This window comes from Acinetobacter sp. YH12023, assembly GCF_013420135.1.
Classification (GTDB): domain Bacteria; phylum Pseudomonadota; class Gammaproteobacteria; order Pseudomonadales; family Moraxellaceae; genus Acinetobacter; species Acinetobacter amyesii.
Genome location: NZ_VOYU01000004.1, coordinates 183,054 through 205,366 on the forward strand (window position 1 = coordinate 183,054; position 22,313 = coordinate 205,366).

Annotated in this window: 20 protein-coding genes and 1 riboswitch; of the genes, 5 read left to right on the forward strand and 15 right to left on the reverse strand. The window is 43.0% G+C overall.

Annotation, left to right across the window (positions count from 1 at the left end; genetic code table 11):
* Positions 1-150 precede the first annotated feature (150 nt).
* On the forward strand, positions 151-936 hold the full coding sequence (locus FTT92_RS06150) for a putative porin (RefSeq protein WP_180164584.1): 786 nt from the start codon (positions 151-153) through the stop codon (positions 934-936).
* A 70-nt stretch (positions 937-1,006) separates the two neighbouring features.
* Here FTT92_RS06150 and recJ read toward each other — a convergent pair whose 3' ends face one another.
* The 6 genes from recJ to FTT92_RS06180 all read right to left on the reverse strand — a co-directional run bounded on the left by recJ (position 1,007) and on the right by FTT92_RS06180 (position 7,784).
* Entirely contained in the window at positions 1,007-2,710 is a 1,704-nt protein-coding gene (gene recJ, locus FTT92_RS06155) for a single-stranded-DNA-specific exonuclease RecJ (protein WP_180171669.1), read from the reverse strand.
* Entirely contained in the window at positions 2,711-3,367 is a 657-nt protein-coding gene (gene pdxH / locus FTT92_RS06160) for a pyridoxamine 5'-phosphate oxidase (protein WP_180109624.1), read from the reverse strand.
* Between the two features lie 18 nt (positions 3,368-3,385).
* The gene (glmM, locus tag FTT92_RS06165; RefSeq protein WP_111884469.1) at positions 3,386-4,717 is read right to left on the reverse strand and encodes a phosphoglucosamine mutase; all 1,332 of its coding nucleotides are present in this window, start codon (positions 4,715-4,717) and stop codon (positions 3,386-3,388) included.
* Positions 4,718-4,835: 118 nt separating this feature from the next.
* Positions 4,836-6,302: an IMP dehydrogenase gene (gene guaB, locus FTT92_RS06170; RefSeq protein WP_078190562.1), complete on the reverse strand. Its 1,467-nt coding sequence runs from the start codon at positions 6,300-6,302 to the stop codon at positions 4,836-4,838.
* A gap of 220 nt (positions 6,303-6,522) precedes the next feature.
* A complete protein-coding gene (locus FTT92_RS06175) occupies positions 6,523-6,888 on the reverse strand; it encodes a YkgJ family cysteine cluster protein (RefSeq protein WP_078193208.1) in 366 nt (121 codons plus the stop codon).
* A 98-nt stretch (positions 6,889-6,986) separates the two neighbouring features.
* Positions 6,987-7,784, reverse strand: coding sequence for an MBL fold metallo-hydrolase (locus tag FTT92_RS06180; RefSeq protein WP_078190564.1), 798 nt, complete (start codon positions 7,782-7,784; stop codon positions 6,987-6,989).
* Between the two features lie 278 nt (positions 7,785-8,062).
* On the opposite strand from FTT92_RS06180, the gene FTT92_RS06185 reads away from it, so the two are divergent.
* Complete coding sequence (locus tag FTT92_RS06185) at positions 8,063-8,461, forward strand: transposase family protein (RefSeq protein ID WP_180171670.1); 399 nt, start codon at positions 8,063-8,065, stop codon at positions 8,459-8,461.
* A complete protein-coding gene (locus FTT92_RS06190; protein WP_180171671.1) occupies positions 8,409-8,879 on the forward strand; it encodes a transposase family protein in 471 nt (156 codons plus the stop codon). The genes FTT92_RS06185 and FTT92_RS06190 overlap by 53 nt, the downstream gene beginning before the upstream one ends.
* Positions 8,880-8,900: 21 nt before the next feature.
* On the opposite strand, the gene FTT92_RS06195 is transcribed toward FTT92_RS06190, so the two are convergent.
* Positions 8,901-9,479, reverse strand: a complete 579-nt coding sequence (locus tag FTT92_RS06195) for a TMEM165/GDT1 family protein (protein ID WP_180171672.1) — start codon at positions 9,477-9,479, stop codon at positions 8,901-8,903.
* 74 nt (positions 9,480-9,553) lie between these two features.
* A riboswitch (yybP-ykoY riboswitch) is annotated at positions 9,554-9,696 on the reverse strand.
* Between the two features lie 58 nt (positions 9,697-9,754).
* On the opposite strand from FTT92_RS06195, the gene FTT92_RS06200 reads away from it, so the two are divergent.
* Positions 9,755-10,462 (forward strand): methyltransferase type 11, encoded by a 708-nt coding sequence (locus FTT92_RS06200; RefSeq protein ID WP_180054188.1) that lies wholly within the window; start codon positions 9,755-9,757, stop codon positions 10,460-10,462.
* 48 nt (positions 10,463-10,510) lie between these two features.
* On the opposite strand, the gene FTT92_RS06205 is transcribed toward FTT92_RS06200, so the two are convergent.
* The 3 genes from FTT92_RS06205 to FTT92_RS06215 all read right to left on the reverse strand — a co-directional run bounded on the left by FTT92_RS06205 (position 10,511) and on the right by FTT92_RS06215 (position 16,163).
* Entirely contained in the window at positions 10,511-12,484 is a 1,974-nt protein-coding gene (locus FTT92_RS06205) for a 2-oxo acid dehydrogenase subunit E2 (RefSeq protein ID WP_180171673.1), read from the reverse strand.
* A 2-nt stretch (positions 12,485-12,486) separates the two neighbouring features.
* Complete coding sequence (gene aceE / locus FTT92_RS06210) at positions 12,487-15,189, reverse strand: pyruvate dehydrogenase (acetyl-transferring), homodimeric type (protein ID WP_078193212.1); 2,703 nt, start codon at positions 15,187-15,189, stop codon at positions 12,487-12,489.
* A 281-nt stretch (positions 15,190-15,470) separates the two neighbouring features.
* The gene (locus FTT92_RS06215; RefSeq protein ID WP_180171674.1) at positions 15,471-16,163 is read right to left on the reverse strand and encodes a M23 family metallopeptidase; all 693 of its coding nucleotides are present in this window, start codon (positions 16,161-16,163) and stop codon (positions 15,471-15,473) included.
* Positions 16,164-16,269: 106 nt separating this feature from the next.
* Between FTT92_RS06215 and FTT92_RS06220 the strand changes: the two genes are divergently transcribed.
* Complete coding sequence (locus FTT92_RS06220) at positions 16,270-16,710, forward strand: DciA family protein (protein WP_111884464.1); 441 nt, start codon at positions 16,270-16,272, stop codon at positions 16,708-16,710.
* Positions 16,711-16,807: 97 nt separating this feature from the next.
* Here FTT92_RS06220 and lpxC read toward each other — a convergent pair whose 3' ends face one another.
* From lpxC to FTT92_RS06245, 5 genes are all read right to left on the reverse strand, one after another.
* Positions 16,808-17,710: a UDP-3-O-acyl-N-acetylglucosamine deacetylase gene (gene lpxC / locus FTT92_RS06225; RefSeq protein WP_078193215.1), complete on the reverse strand. Its 903-nt coding sequence runs from the start codon at positions 17,708-17,710 to the stop codon at positions 16,808-16,810.
* A gap of 125 nt (positions 17,711-17,835) precedes the next feature.
* Complete coding sequence (gene ftsZ, locus FTT92_RS06230) at positions 17,836-19,026, reverse strand: cell division protein FtsZ (protein WP_078193216.1); 1,191 nt, start codon at positions 19,024-19,026, stop codon at positions 17,836-17,838.
* 159 nt (positions 19,027-19,185) lie between these two features.
* On the reverse strand, positions 19,186-20,448 hold the full coding sequence (gene ftsA / locus FTT92_RS06235) for a cell division protein FtsA (RefSeq protein ID WP_111884462.1): 1,263 nt from the start codon (positions 20,446-20,448) through the stop codon (positions 19,186-19,188).
* A gap of 68 nt (positions 20,449-20,516) precedes the next feature.
* The gene (locus tag FTT92_RS06240; protein WP_180008770.1) at positions 20,517-21,371 is read right to left on the reverse strand and encodes a cell division protein FtsQ/DivIB; all 855 of its coding nucleotides are present in this window, start codon (positions 21,369-21,371) and stop codon (positions 20,517-20,519) included.
* A 3-nt stretch (positions 21,372-21,374) separates the two neighbouring features.
* The gene (locus FTT92_RS06245) at positions 21,375-22,304 is read right to left on the reverse strand and encodes a D-alanine--D-alanine ligase (protein WP_180008768.1); all 930 of its coding nucleotides are present in this window, start codon (positions 22,302-22,304) and stop codon (positions 21,375-21,377) included.
* Positions 22,305-22,313 lie beyond the last annotated feature (9 nt).

A 22,313-nucleotide genomic window follows, 5' to 3' on the forward strand; every position in this document is an offset into this window, starting at 1 on the left:
AACATTTTAAGTAATTGAAATTACATAAAATTACCGAATACACAGTTCTGCAACTTTGCAGCGATTGACCATCTTTAAAAATTCTCTAGACTAAAACTTGTAACAAAAAATGTATTAAATTTAGCCAAACAATTTAGAGGGGTAGTTTCCATGAAAAAACTCGCAATTGCTTCAGCACTTCTTTCTGCACTTGCTATTACAGGTACAGCTCATGCTTATCAAGCAGAAGTAGGCGCTTCAGCTGGTTACATCGACCCAGATAATGGAAGCTCTGGCAGTGAATTTGGTGTAAACGGTACTTATTACTTCAACCCTGTTCAAACGCGTAACGCTCCTCTTGCAGAAGCTGCATTCTTAAACCGTGCAAGTAACGTAAATGCACACGCAACTTTCGCTGACCGTGGCAATGTTGACGACAATACTTATGGCGTTGGTATCGAATACTTCGTACCAAACTCAGATTTCTATGTATCTGGTGATGTAAGCCGTAATAATGTCGAAGTTGACACTGCAGTCGGCACAATAGACAACGATACAACTTACTACGGCGCTGAAGTCGGTTATCTTCCTGCACCAGGCTTCTTAGTTGCAGTTGGTGTGAAAGGTTGGGATAACGATGATGATGATGGTGTAGATCCAACTTTACGTGCTAAATACGTAACAACTTTAAGCAATGGTAAAGACATCAACCTTGAAGCGGGTGCAGCATTCGGTGATCTAGATGAATTCAATCTAGCAGCGGATTACTTCATCGACAAAACTTTCAGTGTTGGTGCCGACTACTACAACAACGATGTCACTGATCGTAACGAAGTAGGGATCAATGCACGTAAATTCTTCAACCAACAAGTAAGCCTTGAAGGTCGTGTTGGTTTCGGTGAAGTTGGCAACAATGACTACAATTCATTTGGTGTAGCAGCGAAATACCGCTTCTAATCCATTGAAGTCAAAACCATAAAAAAACCGCTCTTCTGAGCGGTTTTTTTATTTTCCTGTAAAATAGAATTTATTGAGCCAAGTGTAAAACTCTCAATTGAACACTGACATTTCCTCTAAATTCATTTTTATCGAGTTCGTAGACCAAGCGGATTTGATCTTGCATAGGATTAAATTCATACTTTTCTGCCGCATTAAATGCAATTGCGTCCACCATTAAGCCATTCTCTAAAGCAAGTTTTAATTTCAGATGCACATCTTTCAACCAACGATAATCTAAAACTTTAAATAGACCTTCATAGACCGGTGCAGGAAATTTTTGTCCCCATGGGCTTAAATTTTGCAGAAGATCGACGGTTTCGACATTAATGGCCGAATCAGGCAATTCACCATCTGTCCAAATAGTCGCCTGAAATAAACTTTCATCTTGCGCAGCGATCAGTGCCTCAAAGGCAGTTTTAAATTCAGAAAAATGCTGCTTTTGAATGGTTAGTCCTGCCGCGGCAGCATGCCCTCCAAAATGACTCACCAAATGCGGATGTAATTCAGCAATACGCTCAATACTGTCTCGAATATGAATACCTTCGATCGAACGCGCAGAACCTTTTATATGCACACCATCTTCATCTGCAGCAAAGACGATTGCAGGTCTATGGAATTGTTCTTTTAAACGCCCTGCAACAATCCCAATCACCCCTTGATGCCAATGCTGTTCAAACATGATCAAGGCTGCAGGTAGATTATCCTGATCAAGCTGAACATGTTCTAACTCAGCCAAAGCTTCCTGTTTAATCTGCCCTTCGACTTGGCGTCTTTCAATATTGAGTTGATTCAACTGCTGCGCAATCGGATAAGCCGTACTTAAATCCGCCGCAATCAGACACTCAATCCCAATATCCATGGTCTCCATACGCCCAGCCGCATTGAGTCGCGGGCCTACCACAAAGCCCAAGTCTTGTGCTTTTAACTGTGCGGGATCACGACCAGCGATATCCAATAATGCACTGATCCCTGGACGACATAGTCCTTGCTGAATCCGCTTCAAACCAGCATCGATCAAGATCCGATTATTCAGATCTAGACTTGCAACATCGGCATAAGTGCCTAAAGCCACCAAGTCCAAATATTGGCTGAGGTTGGCTGTGGATTTAGCATTTTTTTTACGCATACTGGCCAAATTGGCCAACACATAAAATGCAACACCTACGCCAGCCAAGGCTTTACTTGGAAATTCACATCCCAACTGATTCGGATTCACCACCGCTTCTGCTTGTGGTGTTTCCTTCGTAGTCAGGTGATGGTCTGTAATGATCACCTGCATACCATGCGCCTGTGCCTGTGCTACACCAGCATGGCTCGAAATACCATTATCGACTGTAATCAGCACATCTGGGGTAAAACTCACGAAGGCTAAATCAGCAATGGCGGGTGTCAGGCCATAACCATACTTAAAACGGTCTGGAACCAGATATTCAACATCCGCGCCCATATCACGCAGTGCCAAGACCATCAATGCAGTACTGGTTGCACCATCGGCATCATAGTCGCCTACAATGACAATTTTTTTATGTGCATCAATGGCTTGGTCGATCAACTCTATAGCTTGCTGCATGCCTTTTAAGGTCGGGGCATGTAAATGCTTGAGCTTCAATTCCAGTTCTTGTGCGGAAGAAACCCCGCGACGTGCCAATAAGTCCGCAATAAACGGCGCAACGCCCTGAATATCTTCAGGGCGCGTCAAATAGGGTCTTTGTTGAATTAAAAGTTTAGACATTTATGGCATCAGTCGCTGTAGAACCCATTGACCATCCTGTTGTTCATAACTCAAGCGGTCATGTAAACGATTCGGACGGCCTTGCCAAAATTCATAATAATCCGGAACTAAACGATAGCCACCCCAAAACTCAGGTTTCGCCAATACGTCTTTGCTTTCCACTTGATCATGCAAATTTTGGAATCGCTGTTGTAATTCTTCACGACTGGCGATAACACCACTTTGTGGAGTGCTAATGTGTGCTGCGATTTGGCTGTCACGCGGTCGTTTGTGGTAATAATCCGTCGATTCTTCAAGAGAAATCTTTTCCACACGACCACTGACCCGAATTTGACGTTCCTGCTCTTGCCAATAAAACAATAATTCTGCATAAGGATTATCGAGCAGATCATTGCCTTTTTGACTGTCATAATTGGTGTAGAAGTCATAACCTGCATGGGTCGCACCGCGCAACAAGACCGTCCGCACGTGCGGACGACCTTGGGCATTTGCCGTCGCCAAAGACATAGCATAGGGTTCATGCAATTGTGCTGCTAAGGCATGGTTAAACCATAATAAAAACTGCTCATGTGGATCACGGTTCACCTGATCTTCATGCAACTCACCTTTTTGATAAGTTAAACGCAGTTCACTTAAGTCCTTAATCACATCATTCATGCAATTTCCCCTCTTGATTTAAGCTGCATTGGCACGAACAGCATCGGCCAAATGATTTGCCAAAGCGGTAACTTCTTCAAGGTCATTACCTTCAACCATGACTCGAATCACCGGCTCTGTGCCTGATTTACGAATCAAGATTCGACCGCGTCCTTTGAGCTGCGCTTCAGCTTTTTCAAACTCGCTCACCAATGCAGGTACGGCGTAGGGGTCAAACATCGCAGCCAAGCGAACATTTACCAGAACGTTTGGTAATAATTCAAAACCTTCCACCAATTCATGTAAGGCTTTACCTTGTTCAACCATCACCGTTAACACCTGAAGTGAAGCAATGATCGCATCACCTGTGGTGCTCTTGTCCAAAGTCAGAATATGACCTGATGGCTCACCGCCCGTTACCCAGCCCTTTTCTTCTAGGCCTTGTAAAACATAGCGGTCACCAACTTTGGCACGAAGCAACGGCACTTTGGCTTGATCTAAAGCAATTTCAAGCGCCATATTGCTCATCACGGTACCCACGATACCCGCAGGCTTTTGACTCGCTTGAGTGGCTAAAATATAGAGAATATGGTCACCGGTAATTTGCTGACCGTTTTTATCGACCATAATCACACGGTCAGCATCACCGTCAAAGGCAATCCCTAAATCCGCCTGATGTTCAACAACTGCTTTTTGTAAAAACTCAGGATGCGTCGAACCACAGTCTTTATTGATATTCAAACCATCCGGTTCGTTAAACAGCGCAATCACTTTTGCACCGAGTTCACGATACACCGAAGGGCCAACGCTATAGGCTGCACCATTGGCACAGTCCACCACAATTTTTAAGCCTGTCAGGTCAAAATGGTACGGGAAGGTTGATTTACAAAACTCGATATAACGACCATTGGCATCTTTTACACGCACACTTTTACCTAAGTTTGCAGGGTCTTCGATCACCAAGTCATTTTCAAGTTCTTTGTTTATGGCTTCTTGAATTTCATCCGGCAATTTTTTACCTTCGCTCGAGAAAAACTTAATGCCGTTGTCAAAATAAGGATTATGCGACGCCGAGATCACGATGCCTAAGCTGGCATGTAATGCACGGGTTAAATGGGCAATTGCAGGTGTAGGTAATGGACCCAACAAATGAACATAAACACCTGCTGCGTTTAAACCGGCTTGTAATGCTGACTCTAAAATATAGCCCGATAATCGGGTATCTTTACCTAGTACAACGATGGGCTTTGCTTTTTTACTGTATTGTTTTAATACTTTACCTGCGGCAAATCCTAGTTTTAATGCAAATTCAGGGGTAATAGGCAATTCACCGAATTTGCCACGAATGCCATCTGTACCAAAATAACTCATGTTGTACTCACTTCTTAATGGTGATCTTAATCATCACTTTTTACTGCAAATACTTTACACCAAAAACAAAAAGGCCGTCATATTAATGACGGCCTTTTCGGCTAAAAGCTACTAAATATCAACCAACACGGTAGTTTGGTGCTTCTTTAGTAATAGTCACGTCATGTACGTGAGATTCAGACATACCTGCCGCAGTAATTTTGACAAACTGTGCATTTTTACGTAAGTCATCGATCACCGCAGAACCGGTATACCCCATAGATGAACGTAAACCACCCATCATTTGATGAACAATGTTACCCATTGGACCTTTGTACGGTACGCGACCTTCAATACCTTCTGGTACAAGTTTTTCAGCGCCTGCTTTTGAGTCTTGGAAATAACGGTCAGCAGAACCTGTTGCACCTGCCATCGCACCCAATGAACCCATACCACGATAAGCTTTGTAGTAACGACCTTGGAAGAATTCAACTTCGCCTGGTGCTTCTTCAGTACCCGCCATCAATGAACCTACCATGATGGTACTCGCACCTGCACCAATCGCTTTTGCCATATCACCAGAGAAACGGATACCACCGTCTGCGATCAATGGAATTTGGTCTTTTAGTGCATTGGCAACGCTGTCAATCGCAGAGATTTGCGGCATACCAATACCAGCAACGATACGTGTAGTACAGATTGAACCTGGGCCAATACCCACTTTCACTGCATCTGCACCAGCATCTAATAATGCAAGAGCTGCATCACCAGTCGCGATGTTACCGCCAATCACTTGAACTTGTGGATAGTTGGCTTTTACCCAACGTACACGTTCAATTACACCTGCAGAGTGACCATGTGCTGTATCAACAACAATCGCATCAACACCTGCTTCCACCAATGCTTCTACACGGCTTGGTGTTTCTGCACCTGTACCTACTGCAGCGCCAACGCGTAAACGACCTAAGTCATCTTTGCAGCTGTTTGGATAGTTTTCAGCTTTACGGAAATCAGTAACCGTGATTAAACCTTTCAGTTCGTTGTTGTCATTTACAACAAGGACTTTTTCAATACGGTGTTTTTGAAGTAATGCTTGGATGTTTTCTTTTGATTCGTTTTCACGAACAGTCACCAAACGATCATGGCCTGTCATGATGTTACTAACAGGTTGCTCAAGATTGGTTTCAAAACGAGTGTCACGACCAGTAACAATACCCACCACTTGACCGTCTTTCACCACTGGTACACCGCTGATGTTATTTGCTTGAGTTAAAGCAATCAGCTCACGTACAGTCGTTTCTGGTGTAACGGTAATTGGGTCTTTCACCATACCTGCTTCAAATTTTTTCACGCGGCGAACTTCTGCAGCTTGTGCAGCAATATCCATGTTTTTATGCAGGATACCGATACCACCGTTTTGCGCCATTGCAATCGCCATACGTGATTCAGTCACAGTATCCATCGCAGCAGAAACAAGTGGAATATTCAAATTGATGCCACGTGTGAAACGTGTCTTAAGAGAGACATCTTTTGGGAGAACAGTAGAATAGGCAGGGAGTAATAAGACATCATCAAAGGTTAGGGCTTCTTGAACGATGGTCAACATAACAGTCTCGCTGGTAATTTCCGTGAGCCATTATATACAAATTTCCGTTCAATTTTCATTTTAATTGCGGCAATTCTTTACGGAGTTTTCAATATTAACCATCGAATATGCTGTTTTCAGCAAGAATACTCTGGGGGTTGGTCAGCATCCAGTGCAATACAGGCAGAATCCGAAGATTCTACCTCTTAGATTTCAATAAATTTATTCTGGAAATAAAGCCTTAACTGACTTGATCGAAATCTTCGTCATTTTCAGCGTCATGCAGTGGAATACTGATCAATGGAATCATTTGATGCGCGATGCGTGCTTTATTACATTGCTCATCGGCGATTTGAACTTCTTTACAAGATGAACTACGTGCCTCATACATGTTACAACTCACCTGTTTGCCTACTTCTCCACCCAAAGCAATACAACGTGGATTTGCCTGATTCGTACCCACCATACATGAATACACCGATGTCACAGGTTCCGTATAATGTTCAGGCATATTTAGCCCTTCTGCCCAATAAAAAGAAACGCGATAGTGAGCACAACATGCTCCACAGGTTAAACATGCATCCTGAGTCGGTATTTGAGACAACATTTTTATCTATTCTCGTCATCTAAAAGCTTATTTTATGGACGAAAAATATTAAAAAATGTTATCTGCAAACTCAATTATTTTTTGAAATTTTCAAGTCATTATACTGGGCAAGTAAAAACTGTCTCATCCATTAAATCGACACCACACTGCAAGGTTTCGATCCAATCTAAGAATTGATTGATCTGTTCTTTACCAATAAATGGCGTGCCGTGCTGCGGTACGATCATTTCCACATCCATCGTCCGTACCATGTTGACCCAAAGACGGATCACTTTGTTTGAACACATGTAGCGCTGATGGAAGCCTTTCATTTTAGGAATATGAGCGGCAAAATTTTCTAAAGGTTTAGAGGCATCATCCACCATAGATGCGCCCATATCCCCTGAGAATAAAATTTTGGCAATCGGGTCATAAAATTGGAAGTTACCAACTGAATGTAGGAAGTGTGCAGGAACAGCCACCAAATGACTGTTGCCTAATGGAATCACCTGACCATGATCTGGCAGTTCGATCAGACGATCCAACCAGTTGCCTTTCATGCGGTCACTCATGAATGCAGAGTTTAAATGTGGTAAGAAACGCGCCCACAGTTTAGATGCCACCACTTTGGCGTCGGTATAAACCAACCAACGTGGCATCGAAGTAATAATGTCAGGGTCCTGATGCGAGGCCATCACATAGTCAAGATTGGTCAAACGGGTATATTTATTCAGTTCCATAGTCAGTGGGACATAGGTCAAGTCACCACCTGGATCAAGCACCGCTGCGCGCTCATTATCCAAAATCAGGAACTGGTTCGCCTGTACGCCCTCGCCTTTTACCAAACTGGTAAAGCTAATACATTTATGCTTTCCATCATCATAAAGTACCTGTGATGTTGTGCGTTCGAAAGCCATTCCCATTCCCCAAATTTTTTATCAAAAAATATATATTCTATAGGTGAATAACATATATTTATTTAGGGAAACTTACAATAAATATTCAGTCAATATTATCTGAAATATCAGTGAATTGGGTCTCATTTATTGGCAAACAATCCTGAGTTTTTAACTCAGGATTTCATGTATTTTTAATATGGTGAGATCATTAGATCTCTTGCATAAATCAAAAAACGAGCACCTTTTTGATTGATATTTGTACTCTAACTTTCTTAGCATTCATGCATAATCTGCGGATGAAATACATTGATTCAAAGAAGAAGCTTTCTGAAACACAGTTTAAGCGATACACCGGCATATCATGGTCAACCTTTTATTTAATGGTTGAGCAATTGCAGAAGCATGTTCCAGCTAAAGGCAGACCACCCAAGTTAAGTGTGGAGGATCAGGTTCTGCTCTGTCTGAGCTATTGGCGGGAATACCGAACTTTATTTCACATTGCTACGAGTTACGGGGTTTCAGAGTCAACAGCCTCAAGAATTGTACGTCATGTTGAAGATTGCCTGATTCAATCCAATCTGTTTAATTTACCGAAGAATTTGCCTGAAGGCGAAGGGATCGACTGGAATGTGGTGATCGTGGATGCCACAGAAATTCCCATTCAAAGGCCTAAAAAAACAGAAGAAAAGCTATAGTGGCAAGAAAAAGACGCATACCTTTAAAGTACAGGCCATCATTCATTATAAAACTCAGCAAATTCTGAGTTTATGCACTGATCGCGGTATGGTGCATGATTTCGAGCTATTCAATCGCAATTTAAAGCAGATTCCTTCAGGTGCTTTTATCCTTGCAGATAAAGGCTATCAGGGAATTTATGCTGTGTACCCTAATAGCCTATTGCCGTTAAAAGCCAAAAGACGCTGTAAACTGGAACCTGAACTCAAAATCTATAATCAGGCAATCAACAAAAGAAGAATCGGGATCGAGCATGTATTTGGTAGTTTAAAAACTTTCAAAATCCTTGCCGATCGATATCGTAATCGAGGAAAAAGACTGGGCTTAAGATTCAATTTAATTGCGGGAATCTATAATTTAGAGCTGAGCAAAAAATGAATTATGAAAGCAGTCTATTATTTAAAATAAATAGTGTTGTGCCAACGCAGCCAAACCAATCACCAAGAATACCAAGGCACCAATTTTATGAATCAGTGAAATCGGTAGTTTTTCTGCTAGTTTGTTGCCAATAAATACCGCAGGCGCATTAACCAACATGATGCCTAATGTCGTCCCCAAAGTCACCCAGCCAATACTGTCAAAGCGTGCAGCCAGTGCAACAGTGGCAATTTGGGTTTTATCTCCAATTTCAGCCAAGAAGAACAAAACGAAAGTGGCGGTGAAAACCCCATATTTTTGCCACTTATTGATACTTTCAGATTCATCATCCAATTGATCGGGGATCAACATCCACACCGCCATGGCAATAAAGCCCAAAGAAACGATCCACAATAAAACAGTTGGGCTTAAAATGGTGGTAATCCATTGACCCAACACAGCAGAAACCCCGTGGTTGACCACAGTCGCGAGGAAAATTGCAATTAAGATCGGAACGGGTTTACGAAAACGTGCAGCAAGCAGTAAGGCAAGTAATTGTGTTTTATCACCCATTTCTGACAGGGCAACAACAGCAAGGGAAATGAAGAAAGCGGTTAACATGGTGCATTTCTCTGGCTAGCAATAACATATACCGATGACTTATCCCTCCTGCTAGCCAATGTGCAGAGTGATAAATCAAAGGTCTTGCCAACAAAAGAAAGCTACGAAGAGCTCATTTGGTTCTTTGCTATGATGACCATGCTCGTTTTAGAGCAAATATGTTGACCATCACCTTTTTACTTTGCGTAAAAAGCGGCTACTCCCCAATGAAGTAATGCTATTCTAGCGAGGAATGCATGTTTTCGCAATTTTAATTTTCGATGACTCAATTTGATATGCAAAACAATAATCAAAAATTTCAAGAATTTATTCAACACTATATGCATGTGCAGGATGTATTAATCATTGCAGGTGGTCCATCTCAGCTCAATTTCGACTTAACCACCATTCAGCCCTCAAAAAAACTGCTGATCATTTGCTGTAATCAAAGTTTTCTTCAACTTCCTCAGGCTCAAATTGCTCATCATTCAGACTATGCATGGTGGTTACAGTATCAGCCCATGCTCAAAGCCTGCTTTCAAGGTGACATCATTAGCGGATGTGGTTTAGGTCACAACCGGCCATATCCTGAACATGAAGTGATTAACTTCAAAACCGTGCGCATCGATACGCAAGCGGAGTTATTTCATTCACCGTACTTTGTTTATGGTAATAATTGCGGCCTTCAAGCCTATTCACTCGCACATCTCTTTCAACCGCATCGTATTTGGCTGATGGGCTATGACTTTCAACACCAACAAGGTCAAACACATGCTTATCAGCATCAACATGTGCAAGAACTGGAGCATTATGAAAAGTTTTGGGGCTTATTTTTAAAAGACTTCCAACGCTTTGAACATTTAAGGCACAAGCTTTGGCCGACGGCGCACCCGCATCGTACGCTTCCACTCACCTACAACCTCAACGCAAACTCGGCATTAAAGCTGTACCCTTCACCCATTGAACTTCCTGATTGGCTTTGTCAGTCCACCACCACGCCATAAAAAAACCCTGCCAAAGCAGGGTTCATTTTGAAACTTAAACAGGTCAGATTAGATCAATAAAGTTCGGATATCTTTGAGCAGCTTCGTCAGTTTATTGGCAAAACGTGCAGCGTCCGCTCCATTAATCACACGGTGATCGTATGACAATGACAGCGGCAGCATCAAACGTGGATCAAAGCTTTCACCATTCCATACTGGCTGCATGGTTGCAGGTGAAATACCCAAAATCGCCACCTGTGGCCAGTTGACCAACGGTGTAAATGCCGTGCCACCAATTGAACCCAAACTGGTAATGGTAAAATTCGCACCTTGTAGATCTTTTGGCGATAGTTTTTTGTCACGTGCTTTTTGACTCAGCTCACCCAGCTCAATTGCAATCTGCTTAATCGATTTTTGATCTGGATTACGCAGTACAGGCACGGTCAAACCATCAGGCGTGGCAACGGCAATCCCCATATGGATTTCATTGCGTAGAAATACTGACTTGCCATCATCAGACAAATGACCTGCAAATTCACGCTCTTCTTTCAACAAATAAGCCACTGCTTTGATGATGAAAGCCATAATGGTTAAGCCAATACCTTCTTTCTTAAAGTTAGCTTTTAAATCATTACGCCAAGCTTCAAGATCAGTAATATCCGCTGCATCGAACTGCGTCACTTGCGGGATAAAGTTGTTTAAAGACAATTGCGGAATCGACACTTGTTGTAAACGTGTCAAAACTTTCTCTTCGACACCACCAAAAGCATCAAAACTTGGCAATTTCGGCAAGCCTGAAACCTGTGCCACAGCTTGAGCTGCAGGTGCAACTTGCGGAGTGGTCAAACGGGTTTTTACATAAGCGAATAAATCTTCTTTCATTAAACGCTCATGCGGGCCAGATGCTTTTACTTCTGCTAAAACCACACCCAATTCACGTGCAAGCTTACGAACGGCCGGACCTGCATACACTTTGGCATTGGCAGCATTTTGCTCTTTGGTGAGCTTATCTGCGCCTTGTGGTTGCGGTGCTGCTGCTTCAACTTTGCTTTCAGCTTTAGGTGCAACTGTCGCAGGCTGTGCTACAGCTGGAGCAGGTTTCGCTGCTGGCGCGGGTGCTGCAACAGCTTGACCTTCGGCTTCAATCGTCACTAAAGCGACGCCTTCAGAGACACTTTGCCCTAACTGAACATGAACCGCGGTGATTTTACCAGCGGTAGAGCTTGGCACTTCTACCGTTGCTTTGTCTGATTCCACCACGATGATGCTTTGGTCTTTTTCAACCACATCACCCACAGCGACTAAAATTTCAGCCACTGCTGCTTTATCAACACCTAAGTCAGGCACTGCAATTTCAACAGGTCCAGACGCCGCAGCCGTAGACGACGCTAGTGTTGCTTCTGCAACAACAGGCTGTGCAGTTTCTTGCACAGGAGCCGATTCAACAGCAGCAGATGAAGCCGCCGTTTTTACCGTTAAAATCACTACGCCTTCTTTCACCACATCGCCAGCACTGATCGTGATCGATTCGACACGGCCTGATACAGTACTTGGGACTTCGACTGTCGCTTTGTCTGATTCCACCACGATAATACTTTGATCAACATCAATCTCATCACCAACAGAGACCAAAATTTCACTTACCGTAGCTTTTTCTACGCCAATATCAGGAACTTGCACATCGACACTTTGCGACTGAGGAGCATTGGCTGCAACAGGTGGTGCTGCAGCTTGTTCTGCTTCCACAACCGGTGTTGGTTCTGCTGCTTGGTCTTCAGTTGCATTTTGTACTGGCTCAACGGTAGCAGCACTTTGACCTTCTGCTTCCAACTCGATCAGCACAGCACCTTCAGCAACACTGTCACCCAGATTAACTGCAATGCTTTTCACCACGCCTGCCGAAGTGCTTGGCACTTCAACAGAGGCTTTGTCAGACTCTAACAACACAATGCTGTCATCGACGCTAATGGTGTCGCCGACTTTCACTAAAATCTCAGCGACCGTTGCTTTATCTACACCAATATCAGGAGTCGTAATTTGCATGATTAGTTCTCCTCTTTGTAGTCAGCCACAGCATGCAGTTCCGGCGTTTCCTGCGGAGCCCATGCCACTGGACGGTCAGTATCTAGTTCAAAGCTTGAGATAGCATCTTTGACTAAACGCGCATCAACTTCGCCTTCATCCGCGAGTTTTTTCAATGTTGCTACCACAATATGTGCGGCATCGACACCAAAGTAGCTACGTAAGTTGCCACGTGTATCTGAACGACCATAACCATCTGTACCTAATGCAACGAACGGACGATTGTCTGGAAGATAAGCACGGATTTGTTCGCTATAAGCACGCATGTGATCGGTTGCCGATACCACAATACCGTCTTTTTCACGAAGTAATTGAGAGATCCAAGCTTCTTTCGTATCTTCAGCCAATGGATGTAGGCGGTTGTATTCTTCACACGCCATACCATCACGAGCTAATTCGTTAAAGCTAGTGACGCTCCACACATTTGAATGAATTTGATATTCATCACGAAGGATTTTCGCTGCTTTAATCACTTCACGCAGAATCACACCTGAACCCATCAATTGAACCGTTGCTTTCTCATCTTCTTCGAAGAGATACATACCACGTTTAATGCCTTCTTCAGCACCTTCAGGAATAGCTGGATGTTCGTAGTTTTCATTCATTACTGTTAAGTAGTAGAACACACGCTCTTGGTTCACGTACATGCGTTTTAAACCGTCATGTACGATTACTGCCAACTCATAACCAAAACATGGGTCATAAGAAATACAGTTTGGAATCGTATTTGCCAAGATATGTGAATGACCATCTTGGTGCTGTAAACCTTCACCGTTCAGTGTTGTACGACCCGCAGTTGCACCGAGCAAGAAACCTTGCGCCTGTGCATCACCTGCAGCCCATGCAATATCGCCAATACGCTGGAAACCGAACATCGAGTAGTACATATACATCGGAATCATTGGCAAGTTATTGGTTGAATAACTGGTTCCTAACGCAGCCCAAGCACTCATCGCACCCGCTTCGTTAATCCCTTCTTGTAACATGTGACCATCTTTAGCTTCACGGTAATGCATCAACTGTTCTTGGTCTTCAGGGGTATATTTTTGACCATGCGCAGCATAGATCCCCAACTGACGGAACATACCTTCCAAACCGAAAGTACGCGCTTCATCTGGCACGATTGGTACGACACGATCTTTAATGGCTTTTTCTTTCAATAATGATGAAATCAAACGTACCATCAACATGGTCGTCGATTGCTCTTTACCGCCACTGCCTTTCAATACCGCATCAAACACAGACAATTCAGGAATCGCCAGCTGTTCACTTTCTTTACGACGTGCAGGTAAATAACCACCCAATGCCTCACGACGCGCCTTCATGTATTTCAATTCAGGCGAGTTTTCGCTCGGACGATAGAATGGCACTTCTTCAAGCTGTTCATCGGTAAATGGCAAGTTGAAACGGTTACGCACGTATTTTAACGACTCAAGCTGCATTTTCTTGATTTGATGCGTCTTATTGACTGCTTCAATCTCTTCCGACAAACCATAACCTTTGACTGTTTTTGCCAAGATAACTGTTGGCTGACCTGTTTCCTTCATCGCTTCGGCATAAGCCGCATACACTTTGAATGGGTCATGACCACCACGGTTCAGGTTATCAATATCTTCATCGCTTAAGTTGCGCACCAACTCTTCAGCTTCAGGATACTTACCAAAGAAATGTGCACGCGTATACGCACCGCCTTTCACTTGATAGCGTTGGAAGTCACCATCAACCGCTTCTTCCATCACCGCTTTTAAGGCACCTGAATCATCTTTTGCCAGTAGCGGATCCCAATGACGACCCCAAACCACCTTAATTACCCGCCAGCCTGCACCACGGAACAATGATTCAAGTTCTTGAATAATTTTACCGTTACCACGAACTGGGCCATCTAGACGCTGTAAGTTACAGTTCACGACCCAAATTAGGTTGTCGAGCTTTTCACGACCTGCCAGTGAAATGGCACCTGTACTTTCAGGCTCATCCATTTCACCATCACCGAGGTAAGCCCAAACTTTACGGTTTTCTTCTTTGATCAGGCCACGATTCATCAAGTACTTTTGGATGTGTGCTTGATAGATCGACATGATTGGACCTAGACCCATCGATACGGTTGGGAACTGCCAATAATCTGGCATCAAATATGGATGTGGGTATGACGGCAAACCTTTACCGCCAACTTCACGACGGAAATTATTTAAGTGCTCTTCAGTCAAACGACCTTCTAAGAACGAACGTGCATAGATACCCGGTGCACAGTGACCTTGATAATAGATCATGTCACCGCCAAAGCTGTCGCTATTGGCACGGAAGAAGTGGTTAAAGCCCACGTCATATAAAGTTGCAGATGATGCAAAACTTGCCAAGTGACCACCTAAGTCATCACCTGTTTTATTGGCACGCAGTACCATCGCTAAGGCATTCCAGCGGATCAGCGCACGAATACGGCGCTCCATATCCGAATCACCTGGCATAGGCGGTTGTTCTTCAACTGAAATGGTATTTAAGTAAGGAGTATTTAGTCGCTGAATGGGAACGTGCTTAGCAATCGCTTGTTGATATAGTTTTTCAAGCAAAAATGCAGCGCGGTCAGTTCCCATGTGCTGTAAAACTGAATCAAATGCGTCCTGCCATTCTTGGGTTTCTTGCGCATCTGTATCGCCATAAAACGCCATACTTCACCTATCCTATGTGCTAAATATATGGCTCTATTAGTACCATATTTTGGCTAGGCTGAGTTATCGCCACAGATGAATACGAAATAGCTCTGTTATTTATTTACTAAATACTTATTGATTAACAATTACACAAATTTACATTTTTGGGTCAATTTTCGCCATTTTTCATACAGACAATATTTTTTAGAATGATAATTTTATAGTTATTAGCGATAAATAAAAAAGCCATTGTCTGTAGAGGTTCAGACAATGGCTTCGTATATAGATGTTATATGTGCTTATGGTAACATCGCTAAATACGTTGATGGGTTTTTACGTTGACCATCTTTCACTACTTCGTAATGTAAATGTGGGCCAGTACAACGACCAGTACAACCAACGTTAGCAATATGCTCACCCGCAGTAACACGGTCGCCTACACGTGCAATTAAGCGTGATGCATGTGCATAACGTGTCAGGTAACCATTACCATGGTTAATTTCAACATATTGACCATAACCTGTGCCCCAACCTGACTTTGTTACAATGCCTGGACCCGTTGCATAAATAGGTGTGCCACTAGCCGCAGAAAGATCTAAACCTGAATGATTCTCCGCACGGCCACCCATGGTACGACCACCATAGTTTGAACTTACACGCTTCATGTCTGGAAGTGGGTGGGCAATTAACCATGAATATGGATTATTTGAACTTGCTGAATAGTTTTTAGAGGAATTGCTTGAACCGTATTTTTTTGCGATTGTCGCATTGTTGAGTTCAATTGATTTTTCACGAATTTTAACATTCAACTTTGTTTCTGCTGGAATATCAATATCATTGCTTTCAGAGTAAGCACCTTGAGACAAAGTGCGAGTTAACTGTTCAATACGATCTGATGAATCTGCTTGATTTAATTCAACTAAATCTGCAAAAGCGACTGAAGCGGCCGAAGCAGCCAATGAAAACGCCAATAAAATACGTCGTAAATGCATAAAAAACCTCTATAAACTGTTCTCTTTTGTTCCTTGTGTGATTTCGTCCTTGATATCAGCCAAAAGGAGCGCATAAGATTAAGACATAAACATGTAGGAAATATGTATGTCAGAACCTGTCAACGTCTTTCAACCAACAAGAAAACACATAAAAACAGGAAACTTTTCGTTTCTCTCAACGCAAGTTGCTGCATGGCAGAAGCTTACGAAAATTGTCCAACCGCTATTGCCCCAACCGGATCAATGGCAAGTCGTTTGTTATATAAACGGTGTACTTATATTAACTGGTGAAAATCAGGCACTGATAAGTCAGTTGGCCTATTTACAAAAGCAATATATTGCACAGTTATCACAAATATACGAATTCAAGGATTTACACAAGATTCAAGTTCGTCTGAGAACTCCGTCTCCAACGCCCCATTCCCCTGAAAAAATTTCAAGAACCCTCAGTACAGAAACTCAGGATTTACTCCGTAATGCTGCTGACTTTGTGAGCGACCCTAAGCTTAGCCAAGCAATGCTGCGTTTGGCAAGCAATAAAAAGTAACCACCGAGTTGTAACAGATAAATTTGAATATTCAGAATGTGACAGACTTAACACTTACAAATGATACAATATAACATCACTATTATAAGACAATGACTTATGTCACATTCACATAACTAATTGGGCAATCTTTAATGTCATCAAATGTTACAATTTCATAGCTATCTGGATCACTTTTGACATTGCGTAATAACTGATTATTTAATGCATGACCTGACTTATAGGCATCATATTTCGCAATAATTTGATGACCGAGCAAATATAAATCACCCACAGCATCTAATATTTTGTGACGAACGAACTCATCCGAAAAGCGTAAGCCTTCTTCATTGACCACACCATTGTCATCTACACCAATGGCATTTTCGAGACTCGCCCCTAAAGCCAAATTATTGGCTTTGAGGTAATCCAAATCTTTCATAAAGCCAAAAGTCCGCGCTTCACTAACTTCATAGACAAATGTTTCGGTTGAAAAGTCGATGGTTGCCGACTGAAATTCTTTCTTAAATGCAGGATGGTCAAAATCAATCGTAAAATTTAATTGGAAACCGTCATGGGGTTGGAAGGCAGCACGTTTATCATCGATCAGTGCTTCGACAGGTTTGCGTATTTTTATGAATTTTTTAGGTGCATTTTGTTCTTGTAGTTCACCTTGCATAAGCAAATAAATGAATGGGCCGGCACTCCCATCCATAATGGGCACTTCAGACGCCGACACTTCCACGATCAGGTTATCAATCCCTAAACCAGCAATCGCACTCATAATGTGCTCAATTGTGCCCACCTTGGCATTTTCTTGCACCAAGTTAGAACACATGAATGCTTCTTGAATCAGCATAGCATCGGCTGGAATATCAATCGGTGGATTTAAGTCGATACGACGAAACACAATCCCCCCATCGGCATGATGTGGCACAAAGTTTATCATCACTTTTTGCCCACTATGCAGTCCGATGCCACTCGCTTTCACGATGCGTTTCAGGGTACGTTGTTTCAACATGTGTCTTCTATCATCAGTTCACAAAACCGCTATACGTTAGCATATTTAGCCATTGATAAAAAACAAAAAGGTAGCTGATCAGCTACCTTTTGTAATCAACAGACATTTAAGTCATTGAATTTATGTTATTTACGTTGCTGATTTTTCAAATAGTCTTGAATACTCATTGGCGTAGGGCGTGAATTGGATGCTGACGCCGCTGCTGCAGCTGGAGCTGCTGCTTCATTGTGCTGACGTTGAATCGCTGGCACATCATCTTCATCTACAGGTACTTGTGCAGAAGCGACTGTACGCGTTGCTTGTGCGACAGGGCGTTTCACTGGCTCAGCAGAATCGGCAGAATTACGAGTTAAACCCGTTGCGATCACCGTTACGCTAATTTCATCACGTGCATCTGGATCAAATACCGTACCGTAGAACACTTGACCTTCATCAAGATCGACAATTTGGTTCACCACATCAGTGATTTCTTCAATTTCACCGAAAGTTACGTCATCGCCACCTGTAACGTTAATCAAAATGCCTTTTGCATTCATGATCGTCACGTTATCTAACAATGGGCTACGGATCGCTTGTTCAGCTGCTTGACGTGCACGGTTTTCACCACGACCAGAACCTGCGCCCATCATTGCATAACCACGAGTACTCATTGCAGTTTTCAAATCGGCGAAGTCAAGGTTGATGTGACCCGGACGCACGACAAGATCAAAGATACTACGTACAGCATTTAACAGTACGTCGTCTGCTTTTTTGTAAGCATCTTTCATCGAGATATCACGGAACACTTTCAGCAGGCGTTGGTTCGGAATAATAATCAGAGAATCAACATGTTGCTCAAGTGCTTCAATACCTTTCTCAGCAGACTGCTGACGACGTTTACCTTCAAAGTTAAACGGAGTCGTCACCACACCTACAGTTAAGATACCCATTTCTTTGGCAATTTCAGCAACAACCGGCGCAGCACCTGTACCTGTGCCACCGCCCATACCTGCAGTCACGAACACCATGTCCGTACCTTCAAGGTGTTGGCGAATCAACTCACGGCTTTCTTCAGCAGCAGTTTGACCCACTTGTGGATTTGCACCTGCACCCAAACCACGCGTACTTTGCTCGCCGAGTTGGATTTTAAATTGTGCATTCATGCGGTCGAGTGCTTGTTTGTCTGTATTGGCACAAACAAATTTTACACCTTCGATATCTGATTCCAACATATGTTGCACAGCGTTGCCGCCAGCACCACCTACACCGAATACTGTGAAACGGGCTTGACCGTTGCTGTCGCTTTGATCATCTTCTAAAAATTCAAATGAGGCCATGCCTAAAAAATTCCTAATCCATAATTGGCAGACACTTCAGCCCGTATACTGCCTTGATCTTAATAAAAATTGTTTTTTAGAATGCTGTCCAAGTTCCAGCTTGTCAAGTACAAGCAATAATCCGTACAACTTCCCAACAATATTCCCAAATATTTCAACTTAAAAGATCGACTTCAAGGTGTCATTGAAGCCCGACCATGCACGTTTTACCCGATTTAATACTGAAAGTTTTTCCGTATCTTCTGGCTCAACGATCGTATCTTGTGTTTCACTTTGACTGAAAATTAACAGACCTGCGGCAGTCGCGTATTGTGAACGACGTAAAGCGGCTTGCTGTTGATCATCAGCATACACTTGCATAGGTGGATTACCTAAATGTGCAGAAACACCTAACATCCGACGCGCAAATGTCACCATCCCTTCAATTTGGCAGGCATCACCTGTGAGTACAACACCATGGTATAAACCATGAATCGCACCATGATCCACCAACTCATTACGCACTTGATTAAAGATTTCTTCATAGCGCGCAATAATGATTTCGGTCAGTTCAATACGGCTAATGGTTTGTGGACCATCAATACCTTGGAACTGAATCATACTTTCAGGTTTAACCACTTTCAGATCAACACAACCATATAACAGCTTAATACGTTCAGCTTCTTCTGTTGTGGTTTGCAATACAGCAGCAATATCACGCGTTACATGCTCACCGCCACGTTGCAAAGTGTGTGTCATCGCCAAGCGACCATCTAAATACACCGCAATATTGGTCGTACCAGCACCAATATCAACCAAGCACACACCATATTCTTTTTCATCTTTAAGCAAACTGGCTTCAGCAGTTGCTAATGATGAAATGACCATGCGTTCAACACCAATATTGGCACCTTTTAATGCACGATCCAAATTCTGCATGGTGCTGATTGGCAACATCATCAAATGATAATGTCCTGTCATACTCCGTGCTGACATGCGAATCGGGTTTAACACCCATTCAGGTTCATCATCTAGTTCAAAACCTAAAGGTACAGCACTCACCAAATAATGGTCAGACGTTAAATGACTGGCTTTGGCAAGTTCTAAAGCACGCACCACTTCATTGGTGGTAATCGCATGGTCATTATTTTCAATTGGAGTGCGACCAGAGGCATAAAAACTTTTTAGTTCAGCACTGGGAATGGAAATCCACGCAGAATGTACACGACATTCCGCCATATCTTCCGCTTCCTGCACTGCATTTTTAATTGCGGTAACAACTTTATCGAGACTGACAATTTTCCCTTTATTCATGCCGCGGTTACGAGCGGTCGCCATCCCTACCACTTGGATATTGTCTGGCGCGTGTACCTTACCAATCAAAACTGAAACTTTGTGTGTCCCAATGTCAATCGCAACAACCGAGGGAACAGCTTCATTCATTATTTACTACTACCATTCACATGTTTGTTTAATTTATGGCTTAAAGCCTCTACTTATAAAGCCGATCATTATGGCTTTACCGGCGCTGCATTCGCAATGCCTATGTCATCACTGGTTACAACAAACTGACCATTTACCGACTTTGCTGGCACAGAGTTTTTCCATTGAATCGCTAAACCATTTCGGTAGCGCAAATCGATGGCAGAAATTCGTGGCCATACAGGTTTTAAGTCACTGTGTGCGAGATAACTTAAACGCTGCAACTTACTCATAGTCTGATCTTGATCGACAATCACACGTAAGCCTGAATCAAACTGCATAAACCAAGTCATTCGTTCGGTTAAATATAATTCTTTTAAACGAATGCCAACAGGTATAAATAATTGATTAATTTCATTATAGCGACGCATCATCATTTTGGACTGACTCGTCGGCCCATGCAATAACGGTAAATTCTGATGATTGGTCGGAGTTAATTCGGCAAATACATCACCACTGTCGCTTAACAGTCGCCCAGTTCCCCAACGTGCAATCGCTTGACGCGGCATCACCCGTACACGAATTGCATTTGGCCAAGCACGCGATACCACCACGCGATCGACCCAAGAGATTTCTAAAGTACGGTCACGAATGACACGTAAATCAGAGGTAAAATAATTTTCAGTCATCATCGGTGAAACGTATGACATGACTTGTTGTTTTTCTTGGGCGCTCCGCACACCCACCACATCAAGTTCAGCCACACGTGCATCCGTCATGACTTTATATAGCCCCCAAATTCCGGCAATCAAAACCACACATGCAATAAACAACAACAGCCATCCACCCACATTGGTAAGCTTTTCCTTACGTGTCGGTGGTTTGTCATGTATCGATGTCGTTGCTGCACGTTTACGGCGCATAGACGCAGGAAGTTGAGCCATAATTTAGTGTGCCGCACCTGTTAAGGTTTGTTCCAAAATTGCAACACAAAGATCTTCAAAACTATAACCTACAGCATTAGCAGCTTTTGGCACTAGAGAATGACTGGTCATCCCCGGAACAGTATTTACCTCAAGTAACCAAAAGTTTCCTTCTGCATCCTGCATCGCGTCAATACGCCCCCAACCACTCGCACCTACCGCTTGGAAAGCGCGTAAAGATAAAGCTTGTAGACGCTTTTCTTCATCTTCAGTTAAGCCACATGGAATACCATATTGCACATCGTTACGGTTATATTTCGCTTCGTAATCGTAAAAAGCCACATCTGCAGGCGGTTCTAAACGAATCACCGGTAAAGCCTGACCATTTAAAATCACAATGGTAAATTCACGTCCGGTAATCCATTTTTCAGCCATCACGACTGCATCATGCTGGGTCGCTTTTGCAATTGCGGTTGCAAAGTCTTCAATTTTTTCAACTTTGCTCATACCAATGCTTGAACCTTCATGCACGGGCTTGATGATAAATGGCAAACCAATTGAATCTACAATTTCTTGTAAATCTGAATCTTTACTGACAATACGATAAGGTGCTGTCGGTAGTTCTGAACCTTGCCAAACTTGTTTAGTTTTGACTTTATCCATACCAATCGCCGAGCCTTGAACGCCCGTTCCAGTGTACGGAATGTTTAACCATTCCAAAGTACCCTGAATTTGACCATCTTCACCACCACGGCCATGAAGTACGATAAATGCACGGTCATAAGCCACCAACTCAGTCACACTGCGTTGCTGCGGATCGAATGCTTCGGCATTTACACCCGAACGCACCAATGCTTCAAGTACAGCTTTACCACTATCGAGAGAAACCTCACGTTCGGCAGATTTCCCACCTAATAACACGGCAACTTTGCCGAATTTTGAAGCATTTGACACGTTTATATC

Coding starts and splice junctions, on each gene's coding strand:
- FTT92_RS06180 (WP_078190564.1), bottom strand. CDS start 7,784: ATGGCTTTCGAACGCACAACATCACAGGTACTTTATGATGATGGAAAG.
- FTT92_RS06185 (WP_180171670.1), top strand. CDS start 8,063: ATGAAATACATTGATTCAAAGAAGAAGCTTTCTGAAACACAGTTTAAG.
- ftsZ (WP_078193216.1), bottom strand. CDS start 19,026: ATGGCCTCATTTGAATTTTTAGAAGATGATCAAAGCGACAGCAACGGT.
- recJ (WP_180171669.1), bottom strand. CDS start 2,710: ATGTCTAAACTTTTAATTCAACAAAGACCCTATTTGACGCGCCCTGAA.
- FTT92_RS06220 (WP_111884464.1), top strand. CDS start 16,270: ATGTCAGAACCTGTCAACGTCTTTCAACCAACAAGAAAACACATAAAA.
- FTT92_RS06200 (WP_180054188.1), top strand. CDS start 9,755: ATGCAAAACAATAATCAAAAATTTCAAGAATTTATTCAACACTATATG.
- FTT92_RS06175 (WP_078193208.1), bottom strand. CDS start 6,888: ATGTTGTCTCAAATACCGACTCAGGATGCATGTTTAACCTGTGGAGCA.
- FTT92_RS06150 (WP_180164584.1), top strand. CDS start 151: ATGAAAAAACTCGCAATTGCTTCAGCACTTCTTTCTGCACTTGCTATT.
- guaB (WP_078190562.1), bottom strand. CDS start 6,302: ATGTTGACCATCGTTCAAGAAGCCCTAACCTTTGATGATGTCTTATTA.
- aceE (WP_078193212.1), bottom strand. CDS start 15,189: ATGGCGTTTTATGGCGATACAGATGCGCAAGAAACCCAAGAATGGCAG.
- FTT92_RS06190 (WP_180171671.1), top strand. CDS start 8,409: ATGCCACAGAAATTCCCATTCAAAGGCCTAAAAAAACAGAAGAAAAGC.
- ftsA (WP_111884462.1), bottom strand. CDS start 20,448: ATGAATGAAGCTGTTCCCTCGGTTGTTGCGATTGACATTGGGACACAC.
- glmM (WP_111884469.1), bottom strand. CDS start 4,717: ATGAGTTATTTTGGTACAGATGGCATTCGTGGCAAATTCGGTGAATTG.
- FTT92_RS06195 (WP_180171672.1), bottom strand. CDS start 9,479: ATGTTAACCGCTTTCTTCATTTCCCTTGCTGTTGTTGCCCTGTCAGAA.
- FTT92_RS06240 (WP_180008770.1), bottom strand. CDS start 21,371: ATGGCTCAACTTCCTGCGTCTATGCGCCGTAAACGTGCAGCAACGACA.
- pdxH (WP_180109624.1), bottom strand. CDS start 3,367: ATGAATGATGTGATTAAGGACTTAAGTGAACTGCGTTTAACTTATCAA.
- FTT92_RS06215 (WP_180171674.1), bottom strand. CDS start 16,163: ATGCATTTACGACGTATTTTATTGGCGTTTTCATTGGCTGCTTCGGCC.
- lpxC (WP_078193215.1), bottom strand. CDS start 17,710: ATGTTGAAACAACGTACCCTGAAACGCATCGTGAAAGCGAGTGGCATC.
- FTT92_RS06205 (WP_180171673.1), bottom strand. CDS start 12,484: ATGCAAATTACGACTCCTGATATTGGTGTAGATAAAGCAACGGTCGCT.